We start from the raw sequence: 26,393 nt of genomic DNA on the forward strand, positions 1-26,393 counted from the left end.
GTCGGGCAGGCGCTGCTCGAGCACAAGGATGTGCATGCGATCAGCTTCACCGGCTCGGTCTCGACCGGCCGCAAGGTTGCGGCCGCCTGCATCGCCTCCAACCCGATGAAGAAGGTTCAGCTCGAGATGGGCGGCAAGAACCCGCTCGTGGTGCTGGACGATGCCGATCTCACGCTCGCGGTCGAGACCGCGGTCAACGGCGCCTTCTTCTCGACCGGCCAGCGTTGCACGGCTTCCTCGCGCTTGATCGTCACCGAAGGCATCCATGATCGCTTCGTCGAGGCTGCGATCGAGCGCATGAAGGGCCTCGTCGTCGACGATGCCCTGAAGGCCGGCACCCATATCGGCCCGGTCGTCGATCAGAGCCAGCTCGACCAGGACCTGAAATACGTCGCCATCGCCAAGGACGAGGGTGCCAAGCTCGCCTGGGGCGGCGAAGTGCTTAAGCGCGAGAGCCCCGGCTTCTACATGCAGCCGGCTCTGTTCACCGAGGCGAGCAATGCCATGCGCATCTCCCGTGAAGAGGTTTTTGGTCCGGTTGCGAGCGTGATCCGCGCCAAGAACTATGATGAGGCGCTGGCAATCGCCAATGACACCGAGTTCGGCCTTGCCGCCGGCATCTGCACGACCTCGCTGAAGCACGCGACGCATTTCAAGCGCAACAGTGAGGCCGGCATGGTGATGGTCAACCTGCCGACCGCCGGCGTCGACTATCACGTGCCGTTCGGCGGACGTAAGGGCTCGAGCTACGGCCCGCGCGAGCAGGGCGCCTATGCCCGGGAATTCTACACCACGGTGAAGACGGCCTACACGCTCGCCTGATCGCCCTTGATGTCCGACAGAAGGGCCGCGCCGGCAAGGCGCGGCCCTTCTTCGTTTCAGAAACCTTCCAGCACGATCTTGCCCTTGGCGCGATGGCTCTCGATCAGGGTATGCGCCCGCTTCAGATTGGCGGCGTTGATCGTCCCGAAACTCTCGCTCAGCGTGGTCCGGACCTTGCCGGCATCGACAAGCCGCGAGACTTCCGCCAGCAGATCGCCCTGTGCCTGCATGTCCGCCGTCTGGTACAGTGAGCGCGCGAACATCATCTCCCAGTGCAGCGACAGGCTCTTGCTCTTGAGCGGCATGGCATCGAGTGCCTTTGGATCGTCGATCAGTGCGATCCGCCCCTGCGGTGCGATCAGTTCGAGGATCGCCGGCATATGCGTGTCGGTATGGGTCGTCGAGAAGACCAGCCCCGGCGCGCCGATCCCCAGTGCCGTGACCTGCGCGGCGAGCGGTTGTGTATGGTCGACGACGTGATGGGCCCCGAGTTCCAGCGCCCAGGCCTGCGTCTCCGCGCGCGAGGCGGTGGCGATCACCGTCAGATCGGTCAGCTGACGCGCGAGCTGGATCGCAATCGAGCCGACACCGCCGGCTCCGCCGATGATCAGGATCGCCTTGGCCGCGCCGGGCACCGGATCCTTGACCTTGAGCCGGTCGAACAGGGTCTCCCAGGCGGTGATCGCGGTCAGCGGCAGCGCAGCGGCCTCGGCGAAGCCGAGTGTGGTGGGCTTGGGCCCGACGATGCGCTCATCGACGAGATGGAACTCGGCATTGCTGCCGGGGCGATCGATCGCCCCGGCATAGAACACCGCATCGCCCGGTTTGAAGCCCGTCACCTCGGGCCCCACCGCCTTGACGATGCCGGCAGCGTCCCAGCCGAGGACCTTGGTATCGCCAGGCTTCGGCTCACTGCGCATACGCACCTTGGTGTCGACCGGGTTCACCGAGACGGCTTTCACCGCGACGAGAAGGTCTCGTCCGGTTGCCACAGGTTCGGGCAGATCGAGATCGAGCAAGGCCTCGGCCGATGAAATGGCGAGGGATTTACGATAGCCGATGGCGCGCATGGCGGGCTCCTTGATTGCGGGAGCTCTGAGATGAGAGATACACTCGTTCATCGCAAGAACGCACAATTTTCGCATATAGTATCGAAAAGGATACCGTCATGCGCCGGGCGCGCCACAAGACCCTGAACTGCCTGCCGGGCTGTCCGGTCGAGAGTACGCTCGCCCTGATCGACGGCAAGTGGAAGGGCATCATCCTCTATTTCCTGATGGACGGGACGATGCGCTTCAACGCGATCCGCAAGCGCATGCCGCAGGTGACCCAGCGCATGCTCACCAATCAGCTGCGCGAGCTGGAGGCCGATGGCCTGATCATTCGCGTCGTCTATCCCGAAGTGCCGCCTCGGGTGGAATACAGCCTCTCCGCGCGTGGTCGGAGCCTTGAGCCGATCATCCTGGCGCTCAAGGCCTGGGGCGAAGCCAATCTGCGGAATGTGCCGCCGGTCGAAGCAGCCGCCTGAGCTTCAATAGGGCAGGCCGACATAGTTCTCGGCCAGTGCCGCCATGGCGTGGTCCGACGAGACGAGATAATCGAGCTCCGCCCGCTGCATCCGCCGTGCGAAGGCGCCGTTCTCCGGGAAATGGTGCAGCAGCGAGGTCATCCACCAGGAGAATCGTTCGGCTTTCCAGACACGCGCCAGGGCCCTGGCCGAATAGTCGTCGATCCCGGCCGATGAGCGCTCCGTGAAACGCTCGATCAGCGCCTGCGACAGGTAATGCACGTCGCTGGCCGCGAGATTGAGCCCCTTGGCGCCGGTCGGCGGCACGATATGGGCGGCATCGCCGGCCAGGAAGAGGCGCCCGAACCGCATCGGCTCGGCGACGAAGGAGCGCAGCGGCGCGATCGATTTCTCGAACGACGGGCCGGTGACGAGCGCCTCGGCGGTTGCGGGATCAAGGCGCCGGCGCAATTCGTCCCAGAAGCGCTGATCCGACCAGTTCCCGACATCGTCGTCGAGCGAGCACTGCACGTAGTAGCGACTGCGGTGGGGCGAGCGCATCGAGCAGAGCGCGAAGCCGCGCTCATCACCGGCATAGATCAGCTCATGCGAGACGGGTGCTACCTCGGCGAGGATGCCGAGCCAGCCGAAGGGATAGACCCGCTCGAAGCTCTGGAGCGCAGCCTCAGGAATGCTGGCCCGCGAAATGCCGTGATATCCGTCGCAACCGGCAATGAACTCGCAATCGAGGCGATGCGCCTGACTATCCCTGACGAAGGTGACGGAGGGCTTGTCGCGGTCGAAATCATGCAGGGCGACGTTCTCAGCCTCGAAGACGGTCGCGGCACCGGACGCCTCGCGCAGGTCCATCAGGTCGCGCGTGGCTTCGGTCTGGCCATAGATGGTGACGTGCTGGCCGCCGGTCAGTCGGGCGAGGTCGACATGGTGGCGCGCCCCACCGAAGAGCAGGTCGAAGCCATTATGCCTGAGGCCCTCGGCATGCAGCCGGCCCGCGGCGCCGACCTCCTCGAGCAACCGCACCATGCCTTGCTCGAGCACGCCGGCACGAATGCGTGAAAGCACATAGTCGCGGCTCTTGCGCTCGATGATGATGGTGTCGATGCCGGCTTTGTGCAGCAACTGGCCGAGCAGAAGCCCGGCCGGGCCCGAGCCGATGATGGCGACCTGCGTGCGCACGAGCGTTCCCTGCAACCCTCGCACTCAGCCGGCGAGCCGCAATTAAGTTGCCATAGCAACGATCACGGGAAAAGCGCGATCTCCAGTTCCGCGATGCTGCCGAGGCATAGATCGCTGATCGGCTCCAGCGTCGTGCGCGTTCCAGTTCCCGTCAGCACGCCGATACGCAGGCCGGCAGCGGCCGCTCGGCCCATTTCCATGTCATGGGCGTTGTCGCCGATCACGGCAACTTCGCCAGGCGCAAGCCCGCAGGCGGCGCAAAAGGCCTGCACCATACCGGGGCCCGGTTTGGCGCCGTGGCCGGAATCGTAGCCCGCGACGAAGGAGAGATGCGGCGCGATGCCGAAATGCGTGGCTGTGGCCGAGACCGCTGCGGCGCTGTCGCTGGAAGCGATCCCGAGCGCGAGGTCGCGGGCGCGCAGGCGCTCGAACAGCGCGGATAGCTCGCAGACCGGAACCATCCGCACGACCGCAGCCTGAAAGAGAGCATCAAGACGCTCGACCAGAGGGGCAATGCCGAGCGGGCTTCCCGCTTCATGCCAGGCTTGCGCCAGCTCCTCGGTATTCCCGGCCGCAAGCAGGCTGTCGGCCACCGCCCGGCCGGTCTCCGGATCGGCGCCAGCGCGCCGCAGCAGGTCGGCGGCCAGCATCGCGTCGCCGTCGGCCGCCAGCAGTCCGGCCTCGCGGTTGATCGGCGGCCAGCTCGCACCATAGTCGAGCAGAGTGCCGTCCTTGTCGAAGAGCAGTCCACGCAGCGGCAGCATGGTCAGGCGTCTTGCACCGGAATGACATCGACGGCGACGCCGACCTTTTGCGTGCCGGGGCCGACGATCACGCCATCGAGCGGAGAGACGTCGGCATAGTCGCGGCCGATCGCGGTGACGATATGATCGTCGGCGACGACGAGGTCGTTCGTCGGGTCGAGGCCGATCCAGCCCGTCTCCGGACCGCACCAGAGATGCACCCAGGCATGGCTGGCATCGGCCCCTTCGAGGCGCTTCTCGCCTGGCGGCGGAATAGTGCGGATATAGCCGCTGACATAGGCTGCCGGCAGGCCGAGCCCCCGCAGGCCGGCGATCATGATATGCGCGAAATCCTGGCAGACGCCGTGGCGCTGGCGGAAGGCTTCCGCCAGCGGGGTCGAGACTTCGGTTGCCTCGGGATCATAGACGAAATCCGTGCGGATGCGGCGCATCAACTCGCTCGCTGCTTCCAGCACGGGGCGCTGCGGCGCAAAGCTGGAGCGCGCATAGTCGACCACCTCGGCGACCGGCGGCACCAGCCGACTGGGAAAAAGCTGATGCGCCGGGGAATTCGGCGCGAGGCTGTTGGACGCCAGCGCCAGTGCACCGACCTCTTCCCAGCCGCGCGTCAACCCGGGAAAGGGCGCCGCCGGCCGGTTCACCTCGACCCGCGCCCGCATGTCGAGCTTCAGCTCGCGATGCGGCTTGGTGATGGTCAAGGTCGTCATGTGGTTGCCGAAGAAGCAGATCCCGTCATTGCGCTCGCTGGTGCGCGGCGTCACGCTCAGGCTGCTCTTGCGCACGCTCTGGCCAACGCCGTCACGCGGCAGCAGCCGCAGGATGCAGCGTGCAAAGGGCACAGGCCGACTATAGGCATAGGTCGTGACATGACGGACGTCGTAGATCACGCGATGCCTGTCATCCGCGAGCCTTCGGGTTCGCTGTTCTGCAGGAAGTAGCGGTCCGCCACGGAGCTGGCCAACCCCATCAGCAACTGCTCGAACAGCAGGATGCTGGTGCGGTCGAGGCGGCTTGCCTCGGCGGTGCGGCATTCGGCAGCGAGCTTGAGCGCGAGCCGGCGCGGCGCTTCCAGCATGCCGTCTTCGCTCAGCGTCGGCAGCGCGGCGATCTCGACATCGAGGCGATCGATCTGGAAGGCGACCGAGCGCGGATTATAAGGATCGAGCATCACGAGATCGAGCACGGGCGCGAGCGCGGGGCCGAGCAGATAGCGGGAGCGGTACGTGATCTGCGAATCGGTCAGGTCGAGAAGAGCGTCGAGGCAATCGCCCGGCGCGGACGAGTCGGCAAAATGGCGGGCAAAGCGGCAGGTCGCGATGCCACGCTCCAGCCGCCGCCCGATATCGAGGAAGCGCCAGCCCGCACCCCGCACCATGTTCTCCTGGCTCAGGCCCGAGAAGGCGGCGAGCGTCTTCAGGGCGGTGTCCGCCGTTTCATAGGCATCGCCCTCGCTGGGCTTGTCGCCGTTGAGCGTCAGCTGCCGCTGCAGGTCGCCGAAGAGGCGCCAGGCGTCGATCGACAGGCGTTCGCGAATGACCGACGCCGTACGCCGCGCTTCGCGGACGGAGGAAAGGGCGGAGCCATATTGGTCAAGGCTGTGCAGCGCGTCAGAGGCCTGGGAGGCGGTGGAATGCTCCTTGCCCGTCGGGGCGGCGCCCCAGGCGATCAGCAGGTTGGCGAGGCGGCGCAGCGTCTCCGCCCGCTCGGGCGTGGCATCGTCGGCGTCGATCAGTCGGCCGAGCAATGCGCGCACCAGCCGCAAGGTCGCCTCGGTCCGCTCGAGATAGCGTCCGAGCCAGAACAGGTTGTCGGCCGCGCGGCTCGGCATGGTGCCGATGATGCGGCGGATGCTGATGCGGTCGGCGCTTGGCAGCAGCGTCACCTGCTCGACGGGCGTGTCGGACGTGATCCAGACATCGCTGGAGCGCACGCCATTGCCAAGCGTGACGGCGCGTGCGTCGACATCCTCGGAGATGCGGCAGAAGCCACCCGGCATCACCTTCCAGCCGTCGGGCGTCGCAGCCGCGAAGACGCGCAGCGTCATCGGGTGCGGCTGCAGCCGGCCGCCCTGGAAGACCGGCATGGTCGAGAGGCGCACGATCTCCTGCCCGACATAGTCGAGCCCGCGTGCCTCGATCCGCGCCTGCAACGCCGAGCGCGCTTCAGGCGAAAACTCGCCGGGCAGGATCGTGTTGCCATTGAGGCCATCGATCGAGGCGCGGAAGGCCGACGAGATGCTCATCTCATCGAGCCGGTCGATCACCTCGGATCGCGCGCGCTGCTGCCCGCACCACCAGGTCGCGATATGCGGCAGGATCAGTTCGTCGCCGAGGATATGTTCGGCGAGGGCCGGGAGGAAGCCCATGAGGGCTCGCGCTTCGACGACGCCCGAGCCGAGCCCATTGGCGATCTGGACATTGCCTTGCCGCACCGCCTGGACGAGACCGGCGACGCCGAGCGCGGAGGCTGAGTTGAGCTCGAGCGGGTCGGAGAAATCGCCGTCGATCCGCCGCCAGATCACGTCGGCACGCTTCAAGCCCGCGATGGTGCGGACATGGACGCGTCCGTCGCGCATCAGGAGGTCGCCGCCTTCGACCAGCAGGAAGCCGAGATAGCGTGCGAGATAGGCGTGCTCGAAATAGCTTTCGTTGAGCGCGCCCGGCGTCAGCAGGCAGATCCGCGGCTCGACCCGGCGCGAGCTTGCCGCGAGACCGGCCCGGAAACCCTGGAAGAACGAGGCCAGCCGCTCGACATTCATGGTCCGGAACAGGTCCGGAAAGGCGCGGCCCAGGGCCAGCCGGTTCTCCAGCGCATAGCCCGCTCCGGACGGGGCCTGGGTACGGTCGCCGAGCACCCACCAGCGGCCATCCGGCCCGCGTCCGAGATCGGCGGCATAGAGCTGGAGCGTGCCACCATTGGCCGTGCCCTGCAGTGGGCGCAGATAGTCCGGGCTGCCGGTTACGACCGCCGCGGGCAGCAGGCCCTTGGCGATCATCTCGCCGGGTCCATAGATGTCGCCAAGCAGGGAGGAGAGCAGCGTCGCACGCTGCGCCACGCCGGCCGCGATGGTCTGCCATTCCGCGCCGGGGATGATGAGCGGGACATGATTCAGCGGCCAGGAGCGTTCCCCGGCCAGCGGGTCGCTCGCATCGAGATCGCCATGCACGCGATAGGACACGCCGGTGTCGCGGACATGGCGATCCGCGAGCCCGAAGCGATGGCCGAGTTCATCCTGGGAGAGCCCGCTCCACTCGGCGAGAAACGGTTCCCAATGCGGACGTACACTGCCATCGGGCGCCATGAACTCGTCATAGGCTCCGGGCAAGGGGCGATAATCGGCCAGCAGCGCATTGCGCCGCTCCGCTCGGAGACGTGTCGACGGCGATCGGCCCTGCAAAGCCATGGCCTTGGTTAGAGTCCTGCTGGACGGCGCAGATCGAGGGTCATCGGAAATTCCGGGCTGCGCTCTTCCACCGGAATCACCAGCGCGCCGGGACTATGACCGATGGATTCGAAACGGGCGAGGCGGCGTGCCTCGGCCTCGTAGGAATTCACCGGCGGTGTCTCATAATTGCGCCCACCGGGATGGGCGACATGGTAGACGCAGCCGCCGAGCGACCGGCCGACCCAGCTATCGACGATGTCGAAGGTCAGCGGCGCATGCACGGGAATTGTCGGGTGCAGCCCTGAGGCCGGCTGCCAGGCCTTGAAGCGCAGGCCTGCGATCGCCTCGCTGGAGCCCGCGACCGGGGTCATCGGCAGGCGCCGTCCGTTGCAGATGATGACGTGACGACCGGGAACGAGCCCGCTTGCCTTGACCTGCAGCCGCTCCACCGAGGAATCGACATAGCGCACGGTGCCGCCGATCGCTCCCTGCTCGCCCATGACGTGCCAGGGTTCGAGGGCCTGGCGCAGCTCGAGCTCGACCCCGCCATGGTTGACCTTACCGTAGAACGGGAAGCGGAACTCCTGCTGTGCTTCGAACCAGACCGGGTCGAACGGATAGCCGGCATGCGCGAGATCGGCGAGCACCTCGCGGAAATCCTGCCAGATCATCTCCGGCAGCATGAAGCGGTCATGCAGGCTCGTGCCCCAGCGCACCAGCTTGCCCTGCTGCGGCTCGCGCCAGAACCAGGCGATCAGCGCGCGCACCAGAAGCTGTTGCGCCAGTGACATGCGCGCATCCGGCGGCATCTCGAAGGAGCGGAACTCGATCAGGCCCAGCCGGCCGGTCGGCCCGTCCGGCGAATAGAGCTTGTCGATGCAGATCTCGGTGCGGTGGGTGTTTCCGGAAACATCGACCAGCAGGTTGCGGAACAGGCGGTCGACGAGCCAGAGCGGAATCGACTTCTCACCCGGCTTCGGCACCGCCGCAAGGGCGATTTCGAGCTCGTAGAGCTGGTCGTGCCGGGCTTCGTCGATGCGTGGCGCCTGGCTGGTCGGCCCGATGAACAGGCCGGAGAACAGGAAGGAGAGGGAGGGGTGTCGCTGCCAGTAGAGGATGATGCTCTTCAGCAGATCGGGGCGGCGCAGGAAGGGGCTGTCGGACGGCGTGACACCGCCGAGCACGACATGGTTGCCACCGCCCGTTCCGGTATGGCGGCCGTCCACCATGAATTTCTCGGCGCAGAGCCTGGCCTGACGCGCCTCCTCATAGACGCCACGCGTGATCTCGACCGCATCGCGCCAGCTCTTTGCAGGATGAATATTGACCTCGATCACGCCGGGGTCGGGCGTCACCTTGATGACATTGAGGCGCGGGTCGGAGGGCGGAGCATAACCCTCGATATGGACGGCGATCCCGGTCTGCTCGGCCACGGCCTCGACGCTGGCGATCAGGTCGAGATAGTCCTCCAGGCGCTCGACGGGGGGCAGGAACACGCAGAGCACATTGTCCCTGACTTCGAGACTCAGCGCGGTGCGCACATGCTCGCGCCCGATCTCCTGCTCGACGCGATCCTGGGCCGCAGCGCCTGCGGGGGCCTCGCCCGGGATCGAGAATTGGGCATGCCGGTGCACCGTGGGCGCGGGCTCTGCCGCGAGCGCCGCAGGCGCGCTGCCGGGCGAGGGCAGGGGGCCGCGCGCCTCCATCGGATCCTGCGGGTGGATATGCGGGTATTCCGCCTCCGGCACGGCTGGCAGCGAGCCGAGCGGCAGACGATAGCCGACCGGTGAATCGCCCGGCACCAGGAAGAGCTTGCCGCGTCTCAGCGTCCATTTCTCGGAGCGCCAGCGCCGGTCGCCTGCCTGGCTCTGCCAGCGCTGCACCGGGATGACATAGCCGCGCGGATTGCCGAGGCCGAGCTGGAAGACACGGGCCATGCGGGCGCGTTCCTCCGGATCGGCGAGGCGCGGGTCGAGCGGGTCGACATTGTCTGGAAGCTGCGCCTCCTTGAGCAGCCAGTGGCCGGTATCCTCATAGGCAGGCAGGACATGGTCGGCACCGACGCCCAGTTTCTCCGCAAGGCCCGATGCGAGCGCCTCGGCATCGCGGGTCGAGGTTGCCGCTTCCAGTTCACGGTCGCCGCCGGTTACGGCGCCGGGCTCGCGCGCGATCAATGCGGCATTGCGCCAGATCGGCTCGCCGTCCTCGCGCCAATAGAGCGCGAAGGCCCAGCGCGGCAGGCTTTCGCCCGGATACCACTTGCCCTGGCCGTAATGCAGCATGCCGCCCGGCGCGAAGCGGCTGCGCAGGCGGCGGATCAGTTCGTCAGCGCGCCGGCGCTTGGTCGGGCCGACCGCGGCGGTGTTCCACTCCGCGCCCTCCTGATCATCGGTCGCGACGAAGGTCGGCTCGCCGCCCATCGTCAGGCGCACATCCTGCGCTGCGAGATCGCCATCGACCCTCTCTCCCAACGCATCGAGGCGGTGCCACGACTGGTCGGAAAAGGGCAGGGTGATGCGCGGCACTTCATGCACGCGCTCAACGCTCATCGCGAAGTCGAAGGTCGTCTCGGCATAGCTGGCAACGCCGCTCACCGGCGCGGCCGAGCGAAAATGCGGTGTCGCCGCGAGGGGCAGATGGCCTTCGCCGGTCAGCAGCCCCGATGTCGGATCGAGCCCGATCCAGCCCGCGCCGGGAATATAGACCTCGGCCCAGGCGTGGAGATCGGTAAAATCCTTGTCGGTCCCGCGCGGCCCCTCGAGCGGGTCGATATCCGCCTTCATCTGAATCAGGTAGCCGGAGACGAAGCGAGCGGCGAGCCCGAGCTGGCGCAGGATCTGGACCAGCAGCCAGCTTGTGTCGCGGCACGAGCCCGATTTGATCTGGAGCGTGTGCTCCGGCTCCTGCACGCCGGGTTCCATCCGGATGCCATAGGCGATCATGCCCTGCAGCCGGGCATTGAGATCAACGACGAAGTTCACGGTGTTGACCGGCTCGCGCGGAACCCTGGCGAGGAGGTCGATCAGCAGCGGCCCGGCCGGTTCGGTGACGAGATAGGGAGCGAGTTCCGCCTGGAGTTCCTCGGGATAGACGAAGGGGAAGACCTCCGCGTTGGTCTCGACGAAGAAGTCGAAGGGATTGATGATCGAAAGCTCGGTGACGAGATCGACTTCGATGCGGAATTCGCTCACCGGTTCGGGAAAGACGTAGCGGGCGAGCCAGTTGCCGCTCGGATCCTGCTGCCAGTTCACGAAATGCTGCGCTGGCGAGACCTTGAGCGCGTAGCTCTTGATCGCTGCGCGGCAATGCGGAGCGGGCCTCAGCCGGATGATCTGCGGGCCGAGCACGACAGGGCGATCGTAGCGGTAATGGGTGACGTGGTTCAGCGCGGCGATGATGGCCAAGGGCGACACCTGCTCGGTCGGGCGTGCCCGCGGCACGGCTCTCCCTGAGGATAGCCCCAGCTTCGATTGCTCGCAAAGCTGTCGCTGCGCAAGAATGCGTCGGTCTATCAATTCGTTGCGCAAGAAGAGTGCAGGCTTGTGAACAGTGCGCTGTGCAATTTCCGAGCCGCTGGACATCGGGCTCGTTCTGGCCACAGATAGCGCCCAAGCGGCGGCGAAACGGCCGCCCTATGAACCAATGGGGATAGTCCATGCGTCACGTTGCGAAATTGATGGTTGCCTCCGCCTTTACGGCGTTGATGGCGACGACAGCCATGGCCCAGACGCCGAAGGATACGGTGGTCATGGCCAAGCAGATCGACGACATCATTACGCTCGATCCGGCCGAAGCCTTCGAATTCTCCGGTGTCGAAGTCGGCGCGAATGTCTATGACAAGCTGATCGGCGTCGATCTGGCCAAGAACAACGACCTCGTCGGCGAGCTTGCCGAGAAATGGACTGTGAGCGAGGACAATCTCACCTACACGTTCAAGCTCCGCCCGGGCGTCAAGTTCCATTCGGGCAACGCGCTGACGGCAGCCGACGTGGTCTATTCCTTCCAGCGCGCCGTCACGCTCAACAAGTCTCCGGGCTTCATCCTCACCCAATTCGGCCTCACCAAGGAGAATGTCCTCGAGAAGGTGAAGGCCACCGATGACAGCACCGTCGTCGTCACCGTTTCCAAGCCCTTCGCCCCGACCTTCTTCCTGAACTGCCTGACCTCTGGCGTGGCTTCGATCGTCGATTCCAAGCTGGTCAAGGCGAACGAGAAGGATGGCGATTTCGGCAATGCCTGGCTCAAGCTGAACTCGGCCGGTTCCGGTGCCTACAAGGTCCGCGCATATCGTCCCAACGAGCAGTATGCGCTCGATGCCAACGAGACCTGGTACAAGGGTGCGCCGAAGAACAAGCGCGTGATCGTACGCCATGTCGCCGAGCCGGCCTCGCAGCGTTTGCTGCTCGAGAAGGGCGACATCGACATGGCCCGCAACCTCTCCAAGGACCAGCTCGCCGCTGTGAAGGAGAAGTCCGACATCCAGATCGTCCAGGGCGACAAGGGCTATATTCTCTATCTCGGCCTGAACCAGAAGAACGCCAACCTGAACAAGCCTGAGGTCCGCGAAGCGCTGAAGTGGCTGGTCGACTACCAGTCGATCGAGCGCAACATCGTCGAGGGTACCTACAAGCACCACGAATCCTTCCTGCCGAAGGGCTTCCTGGGAGCCATTGACGAGAAGCCTTACAAGTTCGATCCCGCCAAGGCCAAGGAGCTGCTCGCCAAGGCCGGTCTGCCGAATGGCTTCACCGTCACCATGGACGTTCGCTCGGTCGCTCCGATCACCGATATCGCGCAGGCGATCCAGTCGAGCTGGGGCCAGGCCGGCATCAAGCTCGAGCTGATCCCGGGCGACGGCAAGCAGACGCTGACCAAGTATCGCGCCCGCACCCACGACATCTATATCGGCCAGTGGGGTCCGGATTATCTCGATCCGCATACCAATGCCGAGACCTTCGCCATCAACGAGAACAATGGCGAAGATGCGAAGTCGAAGACGCTGGCCTGGCGCAATGCCTGGGATATCCCGGACATGACGAAGGTCGCCCAGGCCGCCGTGCTCGAGACCGATGCGGCCAAGCGCAAGGCGACCTATGAAGTCCTGCAGCGCGAGCACCAGAAGGTTTCGCCCTTCGTGATCATGTACCAGCAGGTCGAGGTCACGGCCGAGCGCAAGAACGTCAAGGGTTGGGTGATCGGACCGAGCTCCGACACCAACTTCTACTGGCCGATCTCCAAGAACTGAGACACGTCTTCTGACGGAACCCGCCGCGGCTAAATGGCTGCGGCGGGCTTATTTCTATTCTTTTCTGTTGAGCGCCACGGGCGAGGGGATTGCATTCCCGCGCGCCGTGGCTTCCGGAAGCGCCCTTCTTCGGGCTTTTGTACAGTGGTTGGTTGCATGGCGTCATCGCGCGAGACATGGGCGGGCAAATCGGGTCGCTGGGGCAAGATTGCCGGGCGAGAGTTCAGCACGGTCGCCATCACGATGTTCGGGCTTCTGCTCGTCACCTTCCTGATCGCGCGCGTGATGCCGATCGACCCGGTGCTCGCCGTGGTCGGTGATCGCGCTCCCGCCGATGTCTACGACAAGGCGCGGCTGGACCTCGGCCTCGACAAGCCGCTCTGGCAGCAATTCGGTATTTATATCGGCAAGGTCTTCACCGGCGATCTCGGGCGCTCCGTACTGACCTCGAACACCGTGGTCGACGACATCAAGACCGTCTTCCCGGCGACGCTCGAGCTGGCGACGCTGGGCACGCTGATCGGCATCATGCTCGGCGTGCCGCTTGGCATCGTCGCTGCCGTCCACCAGGGCCGCTGGCCCGACCAGATCGCCCGCGTCATCGGCTTGATCGGCTATTCGATCCCGGTCTTCTGGCTTGGCCTCATGGGTCTTCTGCTGTTCTACGCCAAGCTCGGATGGGTCAGCGGACCCGGGCGTATTTCGGTGGCGTATCAGGATTTCGTGACGCCGATCACCGGCGTGATCATGCTCGATGCCGCCATGCAAGGTGAGTGGGATGCGTTCTGGGACGCTTTCTCCCATCTGATCCTGCCGGCCTCCGTCCTGGGCCTGCTGAGCGTCGCCTATATCAGCCGCATGACGCGCAGCTTCATGATCAACGAGCTGCAGCAGCAATATGTCATCGCCGCCCGGGTCAAGGGCGTGTCGGAGTGGCAGGTCATCTGGGGCCATGCCCTGCGCAACGCCGTCGTGCCGCTCGTGACGGTGATCGCACTCTCCTACATGCACCTGCTCGAAGGTTCGGTGCTGACCGAGACCATCTTCGCCTGGCCCGGCCTCGGTCGTTACATCACCAATTCCCTTCTCAATGCCGACATGAACGCCGTGCTCGGCGGCACGCTGGTGGTTGGCGCGGTCTTCATCGGTGTCAATCTGTTCTCCGACATCATTGGCCGCCTGGCCGATCCGCGGGCGCGCTGAGGACATGGCCATGACCGAACAGACTTCGTCCGGCTGGGCCGCCTGGCTCATCACCGATTCCCCCGCGTCGCGCCGTCAGGCACGGCTTGGCCAGTATTACCGGCAATGGCTCGCGTTCCGGCGCAACCCCGCAGCCGTCATCGGGCTGACCATCGTCCTGCTGCTGCTACTTGCTGCAGCCTTCGCGCCGCTGCTCGCGCCCTATGATCCGCTGGCGCAGGCCCTCGACAAGCGCCTGCTGCCGCCGTCGGCAACGAACTGGTTCGGCACGGATTCACTCGGCCGGGATATCTTCAGCCGGGTCGTCTACGGCTCGCGCGTCACGCTTGTCATCGTGCTGCTCGTCGTCATCACCGTGGGGCCGATCGGCCTCCTGATCGGCGCTGCTGCAGGTTATCTCGGCGGCTGGGTCGATCGCGTCCTGATGCGCATCACCGACGTCTTCCTGGCTTTCCCGCGCCTGGTGCTCGCGCTCGCTTTCGTTGCGGCACTCGGCCCCGGACTTGAAAATGCGGTCATCGCGATCGCGTTCACGGCCTGGCCGCCTTATGCGCGCGTCGCCCGCGCCGAGACACTGATCATCCGCAACCAGGACTACATCTCCGCGGTCCGGCTGCAGGGGGCGTCGCAATGGCGGATCGTACTCAGGCATGTCGTGCCGATGTGCCTGCCATCCCTGATCGTGCGGTCCACGCTCGACATGGCCGGCATCATCCTGACCGCTGCCGGGCTCGGCTTCCTCGGCCTTGGCGCGCAGCCGCCGATCCCGGAATGGGGCGCGATGATCTCAGCCGGCCGCGAGCAGATCTTCGACCAGTGGTGGGTCGCGACCTTCCCCGGCCTAGCCATCTGCGTTGTCGCGCTCGGCTTCAATCTGCTGGGCGATGGCCTGCGCGACGTCATGGATGCGAGGTGAGATGATGCGCGCACCAGATAGCCCGATCGAACAGCCGCTGCTCGAACTCGACAATCTGCGGGTCAATTTCCACACCGCGACCGGCATTGTCCGCGCCGTGCGCGGGCTTTCCTTCACGCTCGGCCGCGAACGGCTCGGCATTGTCGGCGAGTCCGGCTCCGGCAAGTCGATGACCGGCCGCGCCATTCTCGACCTCATCCCCCATCCCGGCGAGGTTCAGGCCGACAAGCTCGTCTATCGCGGGCAGAACCTGCTGACGATGGACAAGGGCGCGCGCCGCAAGCTGCGCGGCCGCCATATCTCGATGGTGATGCAGGACCCGAAATTCTCGCTCAATCCGGTGAAGACCGTGGGCGAGCAGATCGCCGAAGCCTATCGCGTCCATCACAAGGCGAGTTCGCGTGAGGCCAGGGAACGCAGCCTCACCATGCTGGAAGCGGTCCAGATCCGCGAGCCGGCACGCGTCTACGATCTCTACCCGCACGAAGTCTCGGGCGGCATGGGGCAGCGCGTGATGATCGCGATGATGCTGATCGCCGAACCCGACATCCTGATCGCCGACGAGCCCACGTCGGCCCTCGACGTCACCGTGCAGTTGCAGGTGCTGAAGATCCTCGACGACCTCGTCACCAGCCGCGGCATGGGGCTGATCTTCATCAGCCACGACCTGCATCTCGTGCAGTCCTTCTGCGACCGCGTCATCGTCATGTACGGCGGCAAGGCGATGGAGACGCTGCCGGCCGCCGAACTTGCCGACGAGAGCGCACGCGCCCATCGCCATCCCTATACGCTCGGCCTGCTCGACTGCCTGCCGGATCTCGATCATCGCAAGGACAAGCTCGCCACCCTGAAACGTGACCCGGCATGGCTGGCATGAACATGAACCCCGCCATCATTGTCGAGAAGCTGAACGTCTCCTTCGGCGATTCCCATGTCGTGAAGGACCTCTCTTTCTCGGTTGCATCCGGCGAGAGCTACGGCATCGTCGGTGAATCCGGCTCGGGCAAGTCGACCGTGCTGCGTGTCCTCGCCGGCCTGAACCGCGAATGGAGTGGTGACGTCACGATCCTGGGCAGCAAGCAGCCCAAGGTTCGCGACAAGGCCTTCTATCGCGCCGTGCAGATGGTCTTCCAGGACCCTTATGGCAGCCTCCACCCGAAGAAGACGGTCGACGATACGCTGGCCGAGCCACTGGCCATTCACGGCATCGACGATGCCGAGGCGCGCATCGAACGCGCCATGAAGGATGTCGGGCTGCCGAATTCGTTCCGTTTCCGCTTCCCGCACCAGCTCTCCGGTGGCCAGCGCCAGCGCGTGGCGATTGCGCGCGCACTGGTGCTCGAACCGAAGATCCTGCTGCTCGACGAGCCGACTTCAGCGCTCGACGTCTCGATCCAGGCAGAGGTGCTGAACCTGCTCCAGGCGCTGCGCAAGGAGCGCAATCTGACCTATATCCTGGTCAGCCACGATCTCGCGGTCGTTGCTCATATGTGCGAGCGGCTGCTGGTCATGCAGTTCGGCCGTGGCGTCGAGGAGATGACGGCCGAGACGCTGGCGGCGCGCTCGCCGCAGACGACCTATGCCCAGCAATTGCTGATCGCGAGCGAAGGCTTCCGCCGCCAGACCGCCTGAGCGGCAGGGCGGTTGCGCGTCCTGCCTGCTTGGGTGGAGCGCCAAAACCGTCTAACTCTCGTCGCAGCGATCGGCTAGCTTGGCCCGTATTCGCTGCTGCGGAGTGTGTATGCCCATGGATGCCGTCGCCGATCATGTCGTAAAGCTCGAAGCTGCGCCGGAGCGCACTCCGGTCCCGCCCTTCGATCTCGTGATCTTCGGTGCCAGCGGCGATCTGGCCCTGCGCAAACTCTTTCCGGCGCTGGCCCAGCGCAATCAGGAAGGCGTTCTGCCGGAGGAAAGCCGCATCCTGGCGATGGTGCGCAAGAGCGAGGATGTCGCCGGACTGCCCGGCGAGATCAGCCGGAAGCTCACCGAGGAGGGGCTTTCCGCCGCCAGGATCGAGACATTCCTGCGCAGGCTCTCCGTGGTCCAGGTCGATGCGCTGAAGCCGGAGACCTATGCCGGCCTGCGGCAGGAGCTCGGCGATTCGGAGCGTGTGCGCTCCTTCTATCTCTCGACGCCGCCCGATCTTTTCATCCCGATCTGCGAGAACCTCGCCAGTGCCGGCATCCTGACGCCGACCTCGCGCGTCATTCTCGAAAAGCCCCTGGGGCGGGATCTCGCCTCCGCCCGCGAGATCAACGACGCCGTGGCAAGGATCCTTCCGGAAAGCCGCACCTACCGGATCGATCATTATCTCGGCAAGGAGACGGTCCAGAACCTTCTGGTACTGCGCTTCGCCAACACCCTGTTCGAACGCTCCTGGTCGAGTCGCGACATCGACAATGTCCAGATCACGGTTGCCGAGACGGTCGGCCTCGAGTCGCGCGCCGGCTATTACGACAAGGCCGGACACCTGCGTGACATGGTGCAGAACCACGTGCTGCAGCTGCTCTGCCTGTTTGCGATCGAGCCGCCGAACCTGCTGGAAGCCGATGCCGTCCGCGACGAGAAGGTCAGGGTTCTGAAGGCTCTCAAGCCGATCGTCGGCCCCGATGTGCTGCGGGCGACCGTGCGCGGGCAATATGGCCAGGGCGTCAGCGGTGGCGCTCGCGTCCATGGTTATGCCGAGGAACTCGGCCATGCCAGCAACACCGAAACCTTCGTCGCGATCCGCTGCGAACTCGAAACCTGGCGCTGGGCCGGCGTCCCGATCTATCTGCGCACCGGAAAGCGCATGGCGCAGCGCTATTCCGAGATCGCCGTCACCTTCAAGCCGGTGCCGCACTCGATCTTCGGAAGCGCTGCCGATTGTGGGCGGCTCGATGCCAATCGCCTGATCATCCGCCTGCAGCCCAATGATGGCGTGCAGATGCAGCTGATGATGAAGGTGCCAGGCTCCGGCAAGCTCAAGATCGTCCCGCGCCAGCTCGATCTGCGCTACGACACCGCCTTCGGCGTGCGCTCACCTGACGCCTATGAGCGGCTGCTCACCGATGTGATCCGCGGCGACCAGACCCTGTTCATGCGCCGTGACGAGGTCGAGCAGGCCTGGGCCTGGATCGATCCGATCATTGCCGGCTGGCAGGAGTACTATCCGCAGCCGCATCGCTATGCCGCCGGCTCCTGGGGGCCGTCTCAGGCGATCGGTCTGATCGAGCGCGAAGGGCGATCCTGGGCCGACCCGGAACTGATGGAATGAGCGCGGTGGGGCCGCTCTCCTGGCATCGTTTCGAGACGTTGGCCGGCGCATCGGAAGCGCTGGCCGAAGCTGTCGCAGTGCGCCTGCGTGCCGCCATAGCCGCCCGCGGGGGCGCGTTGCTCGCGGTCCCCGGCGGTACTACGCCGGCACGTTTTCTTGCGGCACTCGGCGCGCACGACCTCGCCTGGGACAGGGTTACCCTGATGCCGACCGACGAGCGCTTCGTCGCGCCGGACGATGCCGCCTCGAACGAGCGCATGATCCGGGACGCCTTCTCCCCTTTGCGTGACGAACGGGCCAGCTTCGTGTCCTTCCACAATGCCGGCGACGATCTCGCCGCGGCAGCGCGTAGCCTCGATGCCGTGCTCTCGCGCCTGCCTGCGATTGACATCCTGGTCAGTGGCATGGGCGCCGATGGGCACATCGCCTCGCTCTTTCCAGGCGACGCTGCAGCTACGCGCAGCGACGACGCAATCCACGCAGTCGCAGCCCGTCCGCCCGGCCTGCCACCTCGCATCTCACTCTCGGCCGCGCGAATCGCGAAGGCAGGTTGGGCAACCCTGCTCATTGCCGGCAAGGAGAAGGAAACGACGCTGGCGACGGCTCAGGCCCTTCCGGCGGCCTATCCGGTCGGCATCCTGCTGCGACGGCCGCAGGGGCTCGACGTTTACTGGGCCAGGGCTTAAGCGAAGGTGCTCAGCGAGGAGATCGAGCCAATGTCAGGCGAACCCGAAATTGCACGCCTCAAGGCCTGTGGCGTTGTCCCGGTCGTCGTGATCGACGAGGCCGAGGTCGCGGTCCCGCTGGCCCGGGCGCTGCTTGCGGGTGGCATCGACGTGATCGAGGTCACGCTGCGCCGCCCTGCTGCACTGGCCGCGCTCGAGAGGATCGCCCACGAGGTGCCGGAAATCCTTTCGGTTGCCGGTACGGTCGTGACGCCCTTGCAGGTCGCAGAGGTCAAGCGGGTGGGCGCGCAGGCTGTGGTCAGCCCAGGCTTCAGCGAGGCGGTGGACGAGGCGATGCGCGCGGCGGGGCTGCCCTGGTTGCCTGGCGTGGCGACGGCGTCCGACTGCATGCGCGCGGTCTCGGCCGGACGGATCACCTGCAAGTTCTTCCCGGCAGAGCAGGCGGGCGGCACGCCGGCGCTGAAGGCGTTGTCCGGACCCTTCCCGCAGCTGAAGTTCTGCCCGACCGGCGGTGTCAGCCTCGCCAATCTCGCCGATTACCTTGCCCTGCCGCAGGTGATCTGCGTCGGAGGATCCTGGCTCGTGCCGGCGGATGCGGTTGCGAAACGCGACTGGGCGCGTGTGACTGAGCTTGCCAGGGAAGCGCGGGAAGCCGTGAAGGCGATCCGCGGCTAAGCGTCATCCCTGATGTTGAAGACGGCTGCCTCCAGCCCGGACTTTCCGGCATGAAGCGCCGCAGAGCAGACCGGGCTGTCGAGGTGGGCGAAGATTGATCCACCCACGACATGCTGGCAGGCGTCCTCGGCCGTCCTTGCGGTGAAGTGCGGATCCACCCTGTCGGCTGCCGCCAGGGGCGATCCATAGGTCGTGATGTAGGTCGCCTGCCCCGGAGCTATATGCACCGGCGTCACAGACAGCGCTTCCGCCGTGATGCTTCCGAGATAAGCCGTGTCATTGGCGAGATCGAGCACCGAACAGATGCGTGGCGTATCATGCGCATCGAACTCCCGGTCGAGGCCGGAAAGCACCCCGATCAGCGCATCTCTTACCGTGTGACCCGCCCGCAACCGCTCGAAAATGGGTCGGGTTTGGGTGCCATTGCTCGCGACGACGTAGCGCTCGGTCCAGAGTAGACTTTCATAGGCGATGTAGGGGCTCTCCGATGCCGCGTCGGCGCTGTTCGCACGCGGCACGATCCGGATCGCGTTGCCAGAGCGCTCTGCATCTCTGTTCGGAAACGATCTGCTCGAAACGCGGTATGCCGAAACCAAGTCTCCGAGAGGCGTTCTGCCGACTGCAATGATGCGGCCGACATAGCGTGAAACGCCCTCCGTCATGCCGGCAGCCTGTCCACCACCAGCTCTGCGATCGCGAGCGAGGACGTCAGCCCGGGGCTCTCGATCCCGAGCAGGTTGACCAGTCCGGGTACGCCATGGATGGCCGGTCCGTCGATGCGGAAATCAGGCATCGGCTCCGTCGGTCCGTGCAGCTTCGGCCGGATACCGGCATAATCCGCGACCAGCGCCCCGTCCTGCAGACCGGGCCAGTAGGTTCGGATCGCCGCGTAGAATCGCTCGGCCCGGGCCGGGTCGACGACCAGATCCTGGTCGTCATCCACCCATTCGACATCCGGGCCGAACTTGACCCGCCCGGCCATGTCGATCGTGGCATGGATGCCGAGCCCGGCTGCTTCAGGGATCGGGTAGACCAGATGCGAGAAGGGCTGCTTCCCCAGCAGTGCGAAGTAGTTGCCCTTGGCGAAAGACTGCTTTGGCACATAGGCGGCAGGAAAGCCGTCGAGCCTGCCGAGAAGGCGGGGCGCGCCGTGGCCGGCCGAATTGACGATGCTGCGGACCGAATAGGTTGCGGGATCGTCGCCGCCGAAATCGACGCTGAACGCCTCGCCCTCGCGGCGCCAGCCGGTGATGGGCGTATTCAGGGCCAGCGAGCCGCCTGCAGCTTCGCACTCTCCAAGCAGAGAGAGCATGAAGGCGTGGCTGTCGACCACGCCGGTCTCTGGCGAGAACAGCGCGATCTCGCAGGCGACCTCGGGCTCGTGCGCCCGCGCTTCGGCGGTGTCGAGATAGCGCAGCGAGTCCACGCCCGAGGCTTTCGCGCGCGCCGCGATCGTTTCCAGTGCCGGGCGCTGGCCCGAAGCTGTCGCGACGATCAGCTTGCCGCAGGCTTTGTGCGGCAGGCCGCGCTCGCCGAGATAGCGATAAAGCTGCTTACGGCCCTCGACGCAGACCTGCGCCTTGAGCGAGCCGGGCGGGTAGTAGATCCCGGCATGGATGACCTCGCTGTTGCGCGCGGAGGTCTGAGTGCCAATGCCGTCGGCGGCCTCGGCGATCACGACCTCGCGTCCGGCGAGCGCAAGCGCGCGCGCCGTTGCGAGGCCGACGACGCCGGCCCCGATGACGAGGCAATCGATATCGGCCATCGTGATCCTGCGATCAGGCTGCGCGCGGCGGCATGGCGATCTCGACGAGGCTCGCCCAATAGGTCACCCCGACCGGGATCGCCGCATCGTTGAACTCATAGGCCGGGTGGTGCAGGCCAGCCGAGTCACCATTGCCCATGAAGATATAGGCGCCGGGGCGCTCCTCGAGCATGAAGGAGAAATCCTCCGACCCCATGACCGGCGGGATCTCGGTGTCGATCGCGTCCTTGCCGAAAACGTTCCGCGTGGCGCTGGTCACGAAATCCGTCTGCCCGGCGTGATTGAAGGTCACCGGGTAGCCGCGGTCGTAGTCGACGTCGCATTTGAGATCGAACGCCTTCGCCAGCCCGTCGGCGATCTCGAGGATGCGCTTCTGGGCGAGGTCGCGCATGGCAGGCGTTAGCGTCCGGACCGAGCCCTTGATCTCGACGGTCTGCGGAATGACGTTGAACGCTTCGCCGGCATTGATCGCTGTCGCCGAGACCACGACAGAATCGAGCGGGTCGGCATTGCGCGAGGCGACAGTCTGCAGCGCGGTCACGAGCTGGCAGGCGGCAACCACCGGATCCTTGGTGTCGTGCGGCGCGGCGGCATGGCCACCCTTGCCCTCGATCTTGATCAGGAAGCGATCGGCAGCGGCCATCAGCGGGCCCTTGCGGATGCAGAATTGACCGATCGCCATGCCAGGCTTGTTGTGCAGCCCATAGACCTCCTGCACGCCGAAGCGCTCCATCAGGCCCTCATCGCACATCACCTTGGCCCCGCCGCCGCCTTCTTCTGCCGGCTGGAAGATCACGACCGCGGTGCCGTCGAAATCGCGGGTCTCGGCGAGATATTTCGCGGCGCCGAGCAGCATGGTGGTGTGGCCGTCATGACCGCAGGCATGCATCTTGCCGGGCACGGTCGAGCGGTGCTCGAGATTGGTTTCCTCGTGGATCGGCAAAGCATCCATGTCGGCACGCAGGCCGATTACCTTGCCGGAACCCTGGCGCTTGCCCTTGATCACGCCGACGACGCCGGTCTGGCCAATGCCTGTCACCACCTCGTCGACGCCCCAGGCCCTGAGCTTTTCGGCAACGATGCCCGCCGTGCGATGCACGTCGAAGAGCAGTTCGGGATGGCGGTGAAAATCGCGACGGATCGCGGTGAGCTCGGGCGTCAGCGCCGCGATGAGTTCGGACTTCGGCATCATGTCCTCGGGCAGAGAGGGAAGGTTGGCAGAAATCGGGTTGCCAAGTCATGCAAGCTAGCGCGGTCCGACCGGGTCTGTCCAAGCCGATTGCGGCATGAGGGGGCAGAAGCGGAGGAATGGCGTCGCGACCGCGTATGGTTGCAATCCTCGCATCATTCTGGATCGATGGCTGGTGTCGGCGGCAGATCGTTCTCGCGGTCGAGATGACTGCATGTGTCCGTGTCGCGGGCTTCCAGGAGAGCAGGATCTGTCATGGTGGAGTGGCTTTCAGCCTTCACGTTCTGCTCGCTGCTCAGCGCAGCCGCGGTGTTCGGCCTCCTGCTGCGGAGCCGGTTGCCCGAGGAGCACCTGACCGAAAGGAACATGGAAGCGCTGCGGCTGATCACGAGCCTCCTCGTTACCTTTGCGGCGCTTGTCCTCAGCCTGCAGCTGTCGAGCGTGAAGAGCGCGTTCGACATGGCGTACCGGGACAGGAACGCGGATGCCGGGCAACTGGCCCAGCTCGATCAGTGCCTGCGCAATTTCGGCCCGGGGGCTGAGAAGGCCCGCGAGAATCTCCGGAGCTATACCGCCGCGGTGATCGCGAGCACCTGGCCCGACGAGGAAAGGCCGACCGGCATTGCCTATCCTGATCCCAGCACCATGGGACGCCACGGGGAAAGCCCGACGCTCAGCGTGCTGGTCAATCAGATCGGCCTCGAGATCAATGGCCTCGCCCCTGTCGACGGGTTGCATGCGAACCTGGCTACGGAATGCCGTGCGAATTTCATGAGCCTGCAACAACGTCGTTGGGCGGTGATTGAAGATGCGAGGGACCCGGCGTCGCGGCTGTTCACGAACGTCCTGACGTTCTGGCTGATGCTGGTCTTCGTCAGCTTCGGCCTGCAGGTCCCCCGCAAGCTGCTGGCCGCCATCGTCCTGGCGATCGGTGTGGTTTCGATATCGAGCGTGATGTTCGTGATCGTTGACCTGAACTCGCCCTATGGCGGCCTGTTCGGCATCCCAAGCACATCGATGCGCAATGTGTTCGAGGCCATGAGCCGGTAGGCAGCTCACCTTCATTTCGTGCGAGTGTTGTCGTCGATGCCTTCGCTTGGGGGCGAGGCGACGAATGACGTAGGGCCAGATTGCTGTCCTTTTGCCGGGGATGCCGGCGCCTCTTGCTGCCGGCTGCATCAGTGGCCGCGCTGCAAGGAGGTATCTTCGATGACCCATGCTCGCGGCCGATGTTACGGGTTTTACTCATCGTTCCCTGACACTACCCGCGCCGCTCGGCGCCGAAATCGTGACAACCCTCTGATTCTATTGCGGTCATGCGGTGCGGGCACGACTGGCGTGTTTCTTGATCAGCATCGAGCGCTGCGCGGACTTGCTTCCCGCAGCAGGGAAGAAACGCTTATCGGGAGACAACAAGATGAAAAGACTCGCGGGCCTGACTCTCGGACTTACGCTTCTTGCGATTGGCTATGCCGGCGCGGAGGTCCAGAGCAGCAAATACTATGTGTCGCCGGAGCAACTCGACACGACCCGGTTCATGGCGCCGCCGCCATCAGCGGATACGACCCGGCGGGAGCTCGAGATCATGCTAAGCCTGCAGGAGAAGCGAACAGCCGAACAAGCCGAGCGGTCGGTCGCGGACCTTGAGCAGAGCGTCTTTCGCTTCGCCGACGTGATGGGACCCGAATTCACGGCCGAAAAACTGCCGAAAGCGGCGGCATTCTTCACGAAGGTCTACAAGACGGAGAGCGCCTTCAACAAGCAGGGCAAGGAAAAATGGGATCGCCAGCGGCCACCGGTGGTGGACGCTCGTCTCAAGCCGGTCGCCAAATATGCGAACAGCGGCTCTTATCCGAGCGGTCACGCTGCATTCTCGTACCTCACCGCGATCGTGTTGGCCGATATCGTGCCGGAGAAGGGCGAGGCGATCTTCGGGCGTGCCGTCGAATTCGGCGAGAACCGGGTGATCGGCGGAGTGCACTACCCAAGCGACATCCAGGCGGGCCGGGAGATGGCCGCGATGATCGCGGTTCTCGCCTACCGGAACCCCGATTTCCAAAGGGATCTCGAAGGAGCGAAGTCCGAAATCCGCGGCGCCTTGCGACTGGCGCACTGATCCAGCCGTCATGGCAGGTCGGTCCCGTCTCGGGATCGACGCGGTGACGAATTCCCAAGGGGTGGCCGCCTGGACAGGGGGGCTGCCCCTTGCGTTGCCATCGGCCTTTTGAGGTGCCGCGGTCAGAACGCCTGCCCGTCGATCTCATCCGGCTTGCCTCCCGTTTGCCATTCCGAAACGACCGCCGCTGCACCTTGGTGTAGCGGTCAGCGCTACGGACTTGCTGGAACGGTCCGGCATCGGAATGCACCGGAGATCTCGCGTGGAAACTTCCCTCTATCTGCCGGTCAAACACTTCCTCGAAGGCCTGGGCTATTCCGTGAAGGGTGAGGTCGGGCGCTGCGACCTTGTTGGTCTCAAGGGCGATGATCCGGCTGTCGTCGTGGTGGGAGAATTGAAACTGACCTTCAATCTCGAACTCATCCTGCAGGGCGTGGACCGGATGAAGCTCGGTGACGAGATCTGGCTTGCAGCCCGGTTGTCGGCGCGGGGGAAGGGACGCGAGAGCGATTCCCGCTACCGTAATCTGTGCCGGCATCTCGGTTTCGGCCTTCTCGGGGTCGCTTTGTCCGGTCGCGTCGATATCCTCGTTTCCCCGGCCGCGGCGACGCCGCGCAAGGATGCCAAGCGGCGTTCGAAGCTCGTGGAGGAGCACAAGCGGCGTCGGGGAGACCCTGTCGCAGGCGGCGGTTCGCGCGCACCGATCATGACGGCCTACCGGCAGCAGGCGCTCGCTTGCGCAGCAGCCATGACGGCAGGCCCGCAGCGGCCGCGCGATCTCAAACAGTCATGCCCGGACGCACAGAAGATCCTGCACCGCAACGTCTATGGCTGGTTCGAGCGAGCCGATCGCGGCGTCTACGCCTTGACCGACGCCGGCCGCACGGCTCTGGCGAGATGGGTGGCAGCGCCGGCCCCGGTCCCACCCGCACCTGGGCCGCACGGAGTCGTGCCTCCGGTGGCGGACACCAACGAGAGCCTCTCCGCCGAGGCCTGCTGATTGGCGCATCGCGCTTCCGCCCGCAGCCGGAGGGTGGATCGGTCTAGCGGGCGCTCGCAGCGAGATAGATCCCGGCGATCCGTTCGATTCCGGCTTGGTCGGCGCTGTCGAAGCGGGAGGGGTGGGGGCTGTCGAGATCGATCACGCCGATCACCTCACCGTCGCGGATCAGCGGCACGACCAGCTCCGAGCGCGAGGCTGTATCGCAGGCGATATGGCCAGGAAACGCATGGACGTCTTCCACCAGCATGGATTGCCGGCGGGCGACCGCCGCTCCGCAGACGCCGCGCCCGACGGAAATGCGGACACAGGCCGGCTTGCCCTGAAAGGGCCCGAGCACGAGCTCGCCGTCCCGCATGATGTAGAATCCGGCCCAGTTCAGATCCGGCATCATCTGGAACAGCAGTGCCGAGGTATTGGCCGCGTTGGCGATCGGGTCGCTTTCTCCCGCCAGCAGGCCCTCAAGCTGCGAGGTCAGCTCGCGATAGAAGCCGGCCTTGTCGCTGCTCGCGATTGCTTGTGCCTGAAACATGGCTGCTCACCTCCGGCGCTCGCCCTTCGTCATGGTGCTCCCTAGCATCGCGCAGGGGCGACAGCGAGAGCGCAATGGTGCGTATCGATCCACTTGGCTACAAGGAACGCAGCGCCGGGGTTTCTCTCCCTGCAT

The 26,393-nt window shown here is 65.4% G+C and carries 23 protein-coding genes; 13 read left to right on the forward strand and 10 right to left on the reverse strand.

Features of this window, described 5'->3' with window-relative positions; genetic code table 11:
• Window positions 1–822, forward strand: an 822-nt coding sequence (locus AB4118_RS31910; RefSeq protein WP_441493516.1) for an aldehyde dehydrogenase family protein, incomplete at its 5' end; no start/stop codon positions are given.
• Between the two features lie 56 nt (window positions 823–878).
• Here AB4118_RS31910 and AB4118_RS31915 read toward each other — a convergent pair.
• Entirely contained in the window at window positions 879–1,892 is a 1,014-nt protein-coding gene (locus AB4118_RS31915; protein ID WP_441493517.1) for a zinc-binding alcohol dehydrogenase family protein, read from the reverse strand.
• Between the two features lie 98 nt (window positions 1,893–1,990).
• Between AB4118_RS31915 and AB4118_RS31920 the strand changes: the two genes are divergently transcribed.
• Window positions 1,991–2,350 carry a winged helix-turn-helix transcriptional regulator gene (locus AB4118_RS31920; protein ID WP_441493518.1) on the forward strand — a complete coding sequence of 120 codons (360 nt, stop codon included), beginning with the start codon at window positions 1,991–1,993 and terminating at the stop codon, window positions 2,348–2,350.
• Between the two features lie 3 nt (window positions 2,351–2,353).
• On the opposite strand, the gene pobA is transcribed toward AB4118_RS31920, so the two are convergent.
• The 5 genes from pobA to AB4118_RS31945 form a co-directional block, all read right to left on the reverse strand.
• The gene (pobA, locus tag AB4118_RS31925) at window positions 2,354–3,526 is read right to left on the reverse strand and encodes a 4-hydroxybenzoate 3-monooxygenase (RefSeq protein ID WP_441493519.1); all 1,173 of its coding nucleotides are present in this window, start codon (window positions 3,524–3,526) and stop codon (window positions 2,354–2,356) included.
• Between the two features lie 62 nt (window positions 3,527–3,588).
• On the reverse strand, window positions 3,589–4,290 hold the full coding sequence (locus tag AB4118_RS31930) for an HAD family hydrolase (protein WP_441493520.1): 702 nt from the start codon (window positions 4,288–4,290) through the stop codon (window positions 3,589–3,591).
• Between the two features lie 2 nt (window positions 4,291–4,292).
• Window positions 4,293–5,177: a transglutaminase family protein gene (locus AB4118_RS31935; protein WP_441493521.1), complete on the reverse strand. Its 885-nt coding sequence runs from the start codon at window positions 5,175–5,177 to the stop codon at window positions 4,293–4,295.
• Window positions 5,174–7,693: a circularly permuted type 2 ATP-grasp protein gene (locus AB4118_RS31940; protein WP_441493522.1), complete on the reverse strand. Its 2,520-nt coding sequence runs from the start codon at window positions 7,691–7,693 to the stop codon at window positions 5,174–5,176. Before AB4118_RS31940 ends, AB4118_RS31935 begins: the two co-directional genes overlap by 4 nt.
• A gap of 8 nt (window positions 7,694–7,701) precedes the next feature.
• On the reverse strand, window positions 7,702–11,079 hold the full coding sequence (locus AB4118_RS31945) for a transglutaminase family protein (RefSeq protein WP_441493554.1): 3,378 nt from the start codon (window positions 11,077–11,079) through the stop codon (window positions 7,702–7,704).
• Window positions 11,080–11,330: 251 nt separating this feature from the next.
• Between AB4118_RS31945 and AB4118_RS31950 the strand changes: the two genes are divergently transcribed.
• From AB4118_RS31950 to eda, 8 genes are all read left to right on the forward strand, one after another.
• Entirely contained in the window at window positions 11,331–12,920 is a 1,590-nt protein-coding gene (locus AB4118_RS31950; protein ID WP_441493523.1) for an ABC transporter substrate-binding protein, read from the forward strand.
• A gap of 156 nt (window positions 12,921–13,076) precedes the next feature.
• Complete coding sequence (locus tag AB4118_RS31955; protein ID WP_441493524.1) at window positions 13,077–14,123, forward strand: ABC transporter permease; 1,047 nt, start codon at window positions 13,077–13,079, stop codon at window positions 14,121–14,123.
• A gap of 10 nt (window positions 14,124–14,133) precedes the next feature.
• Window positions 14,134–15,039, forward strand: coding sequence for a nickel transporter permease (nikC, locus tag AB4118_RS31960; RefSeq protein ID WP_441493525.1), 906 nt, complete (start codon window positions 14,134–14,136; stop codon window positions 15,037–15,039).
• Window position 15,040: 1 nt separating this feature from the next.
• Entirely contained in the window at window positions 15,041–15,916 is an 876-nt protein-coding gene (locus AB4118_RS31965; RefSeq protein ID WP_441493526.1) for an ABC transporter ATP-binding protein, read from the forward strand.
• Between the two features lie 2 nt (window positions 15,917–15,918).
• Window positions 15,919–16,671 (forward strand): ABC transporter ATP-binding protein, encoded by a 753-nt coding sequence (locus AB4118_RS31970; protein ID WP_441493555.1) that lies wholly within the window; start codon window positions 15,919–15,921, stop codon window positions 16,669–16,671.
• 115 nt (window positions 16,672–16,786) lie between these two features.
• Window positions 16,787–18,295: a glucose-6-phosphate dehydrogenase gene (gene zwf / locus AB4118_RS31975; RefSeq protein ID WP_441493527.1), complete on the forward strand. Its 1,509-nt coding sequence runs from the start codon at window positions 16,787–16,789 to the stop codon at window positions 18,293–18,295.
• On the forward strand, window positions 18,292–18,981 hold the full coding sequence (gene pgl, locus AB4118_RS31980; RefSeq protein WP_441493528.1) for a 6-phosphogluconolactonase: 690 nt from the start codon (window positions 18,292–18,294) through the stop codon (window positions 18,979–18,981). The genes zwf and pgl overlap by 4 nt, the downstream gene beginning before the upstream one ends.
• 30 nt (window positions 18,982–19,011) lie before the next feature.
• Window positions 19,012–19,656, forward strand: coding sequence for a bifunctional 4-hydroxy-2-oxoglutarate aldolase/2-dehydro-3-deoxy-phosphogluconate aldolase (eda, locus tag AB4118_RS31985; RefSeq protein ID WP_441493529.1), 645 nt, complete (start codon window positions 19,012–19,014; stop codon window positions 19,654–19,656).
• On the opposite strand, the gene AB4118_RS31990 is transcribed toward eda, so the two are convergent.
• The 3 genes from AB4118_RS31990 to AB4118_RS32000 are packed head-to-tail and all read right to left on the reverse strand — an operon-like array spanning window position 19,653 to window position 22,610.
• Window positions 19,653–20,318 (reverse strand): IMP cyclohydrolase, encoded by a 666-nt coding sequence (locus AB4118_RS31990; RefSeq protein ID WP_441493530.1) that lies wholly within the window; start codon window positions 20,316–20,318, stop codon window positions 19,653–19,655. The two genes, eda and AB4118_RS31990, sit on opposite strands and share 4 nt — an antisense overlap.
• Window positions 20,315–21,421 carry an NAD(P)/FAD-dependent oxidoreductase gene (locus AB4118_RS31995; protein WP_441493531.1) on the reverse strand — a complete coding sequence of 369 codons (1,107 nt, stop codon included), beginning with the start codon at window positions 21,419–21,421 and terminating at the stop codon, window positions 20,315–20,317. Before AB4118_RS31995 ends, AB4118_RS31990 begins: the two co-directional genes overlap by 4 nt.
• 13 nt (window positions 21,422–21,434) lie before the next feature.
• Window positions 21,435–22,610: a M20 aminoacylase family protein gene (locus tag AB4118_RS32000; RefSeq protein ID WP_441493532.1), complete on the reverse strand. Its 1,176-nt coding sequence runs from the start codon at window positions 22,608–22,610 to the stop codon at window positions 21,435–21,437.
• 255 nt (window positions 22,611–22,865) lie between these two features.
• On the opposite strand from AB4118_RS32000, the gene AB4118_RS32005 reads away from it, so the two are divergent.
• From AB4118_RS32005 to AB4118_RS32015, 3 genes are all read left to right on the forward strand, one after another.
• Window positions 22,866–23,660: a bestrophin-like domain gene (locus AB4118_RS32005; protein WP_441493533.1), complete on the forward strand. Its 795-nt coding sequence runs from the start codon at window positions 22,866–22,868 to the stop codon at window positions 23,658–23,660.
• A 295-nt stretch (window positions 23,661–23,955) separates the two neighbouring features.
• Window positions 23,956–24,726 carry an acid phosphatase gene (locus AB4118_RS32010; protein ID WP_441493534.1) on the forward strand — a complete coding sequence of 257 codons (771 nt, stop codon included), beginning with the start codon at window positions 23,956–23,958 and terminating at the stop codon, window positions 24,724–24,726.
• Between the two features lie 262 nt (window positions 24,727–24,988).
• A complete protein-coding gene (locus AB4118_RS32015; protein WP_441493535.1) occupies window positions 24,989–25,726 on the forward strand; it encodes a DUF2161 domain-containing phosphodiesterase in 738 nt (245 codons plus the stop codon).
• 43 nt (window positions 25,727–25,769) lie between these two features.
• Here the strand turns inward: AB4118_RS32015 and AB4118_RS32020 are convergent, their stop codons facing one another.
• On the reverse strand, window positions 25,770–26,258 hold the full coding sequence (locus AB4118_RS32020) for a GAF domain-containing protein (RefSeq protein WP_441493536.1): 489 nt from the start codon (window positions 26,256–26,258) through the stop codon (window positions 25,770–25,772).
• Between the last annotated feature and the right edge of the window lie 135 nt (window positions 26,259–26,393).

The sequence above is a fragment of the Allobosea sp. 2RAB26 genome, from assembly GCF_052115465.1.
In the GTDB taxonomy this organism is placed as follows: domain Bacteria; phylum Pseudomonadota; class Alphaproteobacteria; order Rhizobiales; family Beijerinckiaceae; genus Allobosea.

Bases quoted from the DNA above. Each gene is read 5' to 3' on its own strand.
- AB4118_RS31950 (WP_441493523.1), top strand. From the start codon at position 11,331: ATGCGTCACGTTGCGAAATTGATGGTTGCCTCCGCCTTTACGGCGTTG.
- AB4118_RS32000 (WP_441493532.1), bottom strand. From the start codon at position 22,610: ATGCCGAAGTCCGAACTCATCGCGGCGCTGACGCCCGAGCTCACCGCG.
- nikC (WP_441493525.1), top strand. From the start codon at position 14,134: ATGACCGAACAGACTTCGTCCGGCTGGGCCGCCTGGCTCATCACCGAT.
- AB4118_RS31940 (WP_441493522.1), bottom strand. From the start codon at position 7,693: ATGGCTTTGCAGGGCCGATCGCCGTCGACACGTCTCCGAGCGGAGCGG.
- AB4118_RS31995 (WP_441493531.1), bottom strand. From the start codon at position 21,421: ATGGCCGATATCGATTGCCTCGTCATCGGGGCCGGCGTCGTCGGCCTC.
- AB4118_RS31970 (WP_441493555.1), top strand. From the start codon at position 15,919: ATGAACCCCGCCATCATTGTCGAGAAGCTGAACGTCTCCTTCGGCGAT.
- eda (WP_441493529.1), top strand. From the start codon at position 19,012: ATGTCAGGCGAACCCGAAATTGCACGCCTCAAGGCCTGTGGCGTTGTC.
- AB4118_RS31920 (WP_441493518.1), top strand. From the start codon at position 1,991: ATGCGCCGGGCGCGCCACAAGACCCTGAACTGCCTGCCGGGCTGTCCG.
- pgl (WP_441493528.1), top strand. From the start codon at position 18,292: ATGAGCGCGGTGGGGCCGCTCTCCTGGCATCGTTTCGAGACGTTGGCC.
- AB4118_RS31965 (WP_441493526.1), top strand. From the start codon at position 15,041: ATGATGCGCGCACCAGATAGCCCGATCGAACAGCCGCTGCTCGAACTC.
- AB4118_RS31990 (WP_441493530.1), bottom strand. From the start codon at position 20,318: ATGACGGAGGGCGTTTCACGCTATGTCGGCCGCATCATTGCAGTCGGC.
- AB4118_RS32020 (WP_441493536.1), bottom strand. From the start codon at position 26,258: ATGTTTCAGGCACAAGCAATCGCGAGCAGCGACAAGGCCGGCTTCTAT.
- AB4118_RS31930 (WP_441493520.1), bottom strand. From the start codon at position 4,290: ATGCTGCCGCTGCGTGGACTGCTCTTCGACAAGGACGGCACTCTGCTC.
- zwf (WP_441493527.1), top strand. From the start codon at position 16,787: ATGGATGCCGTCGCCGATCATGTCGTAAAGCTCGAAGCTGCGCCGGAG.
- AB4118_RS31955 (WP_441493524.1), top strand. From the start codon at position 13,077: ATGGCGTCATCGCGCGAGACATGGGCGGGCAAATCGGGTCGCTGGGGC.
- AB4118_RS31915 (WP_441493517.1), bottom strand. From the start codon at position 1,892: ATGCGCGCCATCGGCTATCGTAAATCCCTCGCCATTTCATCGGCCGAG.
- AB4118_RS32005 (WP_441493533.1), top strand. From the start codon at position 22,866: ATGGTGGAGTGGCTTTCAGCCTTCACGTTCTGCTCGCTGCTCAGCGCA.